The 3,277-nt window shown below is 76.5% G+C and carries 1 protein-coding gene; it reads left to right on the forward strand.

Going from position 1 to position 3,277, the window contains the following annotated elements:
- A partial coding sequence (locus tag BBH68_RS07055; protein ID WP_141712964.1) for a non-ribosomal peptide synthetase occupies nucleotides 1-3,277 on the forward strand: 3,277 nt, incomplete at both ends.

Raw genomic sequence — 3,277 nt, forward strand, 5'->3', positions numbered from 1 at the left:
GTACCGCACCGGCGACCGGGTGGTGCGGCGGGCCGACGGGAGCCTGGAGTTCCTGGAGCGGCGCGACCACCAGGTCAAGATCCGCGGGCATCGCATCGAGCTGGGCGAGATCGAGGCCGTGCTGCGCACCGTGCCCGGGGTCACCGACGCGGTGGTGAACGTCGCGAAGGACACCCGGGGCGAGGGCCGGCTGGTGGGCTATCTGGCCGGGGCGGCGGATGTGGCGGCGGCGCGGGCCTCGGTCGCCGAGCGGCTGCCGGACTACATGGTGCCGTCCGCGTTCGTGCTGCTCGACGCCCTGCCCCTGACCCCCAACGGCAAGGTGGACCGCAAGGCGCTGCCCGCCCCCGAGATCGCCACCTCGGCCGGGCGCGGCCCGCGCACCCCGCGCGAGGAGCTGCTGTGCCAGGCCTTCGCCGAGGTGCTCGGCCTGGAACGGGTCTCCATCGACGAGGACTTCTTCGACCTCGGCGGACACTCGCTGCTCGCCACCCGGCTGATCAGCCGGGTGCGGTCGCTGCTGGACGTGGAGGTCCCCCTGCGTACGGTCTTCGAGGCGGCGACCCCGGCCGCGCTCGCCGCCCGGCTGACGGGCGCGGACGCCGCCCGGCCGCCGCTGACCGCGGCACGGCGCCGGGGGCGGCTGCCGCTGTCGTCCGCCCAGCGGCGCATGTGGTTCCTGGGCCGGCTCGAGGGCCCGTCCGGCACCTACAACCTGCCGTGGACACTGCGGCTCACCGGCACGCTGGACCGGCCCGCGCTGCGCGCCGCGCTCGGCGACGTGGTGGCGCGCCACGAGGCGCTGCGCACGGTGTTCCCCGAGTCGGCCGACGGCCCGTACCAGCGGATCCGCCGCCGGGCGCGGATCACCCTGCCGGTGCGCCACATCGGCGGGGACGAACTGGAGGACGCGGTCACCGAGTTCGCCTCCCGGGGCTTCGACCTGTCGCGCGACATCCCCATCAGGGCCGCGCTGTTCGCCCTCGGGAAGCGGGAACACGTCCTGGTCACGGTCATCCACCACATCGCGGGCGACGGCTGGTCCAACGCCCCGCTGGCCCGGGACCTGAGCCGCGCCTACGCGGCCCGGCTGCGCGGCGAGGAGCCCGCGTGGAGCCCCCTGCCGGTCCAGTACGCGGACTACGCGCTGTGGCAGCGCGAGCTGCTGGGCGACGAGAGCGACCCCGAGTCCCTGGCCGCCCGGCAGCTGGAGTTCTGGAAGCGGACGCTGGACGGACTGCCGGACGAGCTGGAGCTGCCCACCGACTTCCCGCGCCCCGCGCTGCCCTCCTACCGGGGCGGCACGGTGGAGTTCACCGTCCCGGCCGCCACCCACGCCCGCGCCGCCGCGCTGGCCAGGGAGTGCGGGGCGAGCCTGTTCATGGTGGTGCAGGCGGCGCTGGCCACCATGCTGTCCAAGCTGGGCGCCGGGGAGGACATCCCCATCGGCACCCCGGTGGCCGGCCGCACCGACGACGCGCTGGACGACCTGGTCGGCTTCTTCGTCAACACCCTTGTGCTGCGCGGCGACCTGTCCGGCGACCCGACCTTCCGCGAGCTGGTGGGCCGGGTGCGCGGGGCGGCGCTGGCCGCCTTCGCCCACCAGGACCTGCCGTTCGAGCGGCTGGTGGACGCCCTGTCCCCGGCCCGCTCGATGGCCCGCCACGCGCTGTTCCAGACGATGCTGGCGTTCCAGAACAACGCGGCGGCCACGCTGGAGCTGCCGGGCCTCACCGGCACGGTCGGCACGGCCCGCACCGGCCGCGCCCGCTTCGACCTGGCCTTCGACCTGGCCGAGGCGCGGACCGGGTCCGGGGAGCCGGGCGGGATCGCCGGGCGTCTGGAGTACAGCGCCGACCTGTTCACCGAGGAGAGCGCGCGCGTCCTGGCCGCCCGGCTGGCCCATCTGCTGGACCGGCTCACCGCAGCCCCCGACACCAGGCTCGGCGAGACGGACGCGCTGCTGCCGGGCGAGCGGGAGCGGCTGCTGGTGGAGTGGAACGGCGCGCCCGCCCATCCCGCGCATCCGCAGCTGTACGCGCGGTTCGAGGCGCGCGCGGCCGCGGCCCCGGACCGTACCGCGCTGCTCCACGAGGGACGGCGGATCGGCTACCGGGAGCTGAACGAGCGGGCCAACCGGCTGGCGCGCGCCCTGCTCGCCCGGGGCGCGGGCCCCGACCGGCTGGTCGCCGTCGCCCTGCCGCGCTCCCCCGAGATGGTCGTGGCGGCGCTGGCGGTGCTCAAGTCGGGCGCCGCGTATCTGCCCCTCGACCCGGCCTACCCGGCGGACCGGATCGGCCACATGGTGCGGGACGCCCGGCCGGTGCTCGCCCTCACCGGCCGGGAGGCGGCGCGGGCGCTGCCGGGCCCGGACGTGGTGCCCCGTCTGCTGCTGGACGACCCGGAGTCGGCGGCGGAGGTGGCCGCCCTCCCGGCCGGGAACCTGCGGCCGCACGAGCGCCCGGCGCCGGCTCCGGGCCACGCCGCGTACGTGATCTACACCTCGGGCTCCACCGGCCGCCCCAAGGGGGTGGTCGTCCCGCACGGCGCCTTCGCCAACTTCCTGGCCGCCACCTCGCTCCTGCTCGGCCTGGGCGCGGACGACCGGCTGGTGTCGGTGACCACCTTCGGCTTCGACATCGCCAACCTGGAGCTGTTCGTCCCGCTGCTGTCCGGCGCCACGCTGGTGCTCGCCCCGCCCGCCACCGTGCGGGACCCGCGGGAGCTGGCCGCGCTGCTGGTCGAGAGCCGCGCCACCGTCATGCAAGCCACCCCGACGTTGTGGCACGCCCTGGTCGCCTCGCACCCGGGGGCGCTGCGCGAGGTGCACGCGCTGACCGGCGGCGAGGCGATCAGCCAGGACCTGGCCACCGCGCTGCGCGGGGCGGCGCGCAAGGTGACCAATCTGTACGGGCCGACGGAGACCACCATCTGGTCCACCGCCGCCGAGCTGGACGGCACCGGCACCCCGCCCATCGGCCGCCCGCTGGCCGGCAACCGGGCGTATGTCCTGGACGCGGCGCTGCGGCCGGTGCCGGCCGGGGTGACCGGCGAGCTGTACCTCGGCGGGGCGTCCCCGGCGCGCGGCTACCACGACCGGCCGGGGCTGACCGCGGGACGGTTCGTCGCCGACCCCCACTCCCCGGTGCCCGGCGCCCGGATGTACCGCACCGGCGACCTGGTGCGGCGGCGGCCGGACGGCTCCCTGGACTACCTGGGCCGGGCCGACCACCAGGTCAAGGTGCGCGGCTTCCGCATCGAGCCGGGCGAGATCGAG

The sequence above is a fragment of the Streptomyces sparsogenes genome, assembly GCF_001704635.1.
Lineage (GTDB): Bacteria > Actinomycetota > Actinomycetes > Streptomycetales > Streptomycetaceae > Streptomyces > Streptomyces sparsogenes.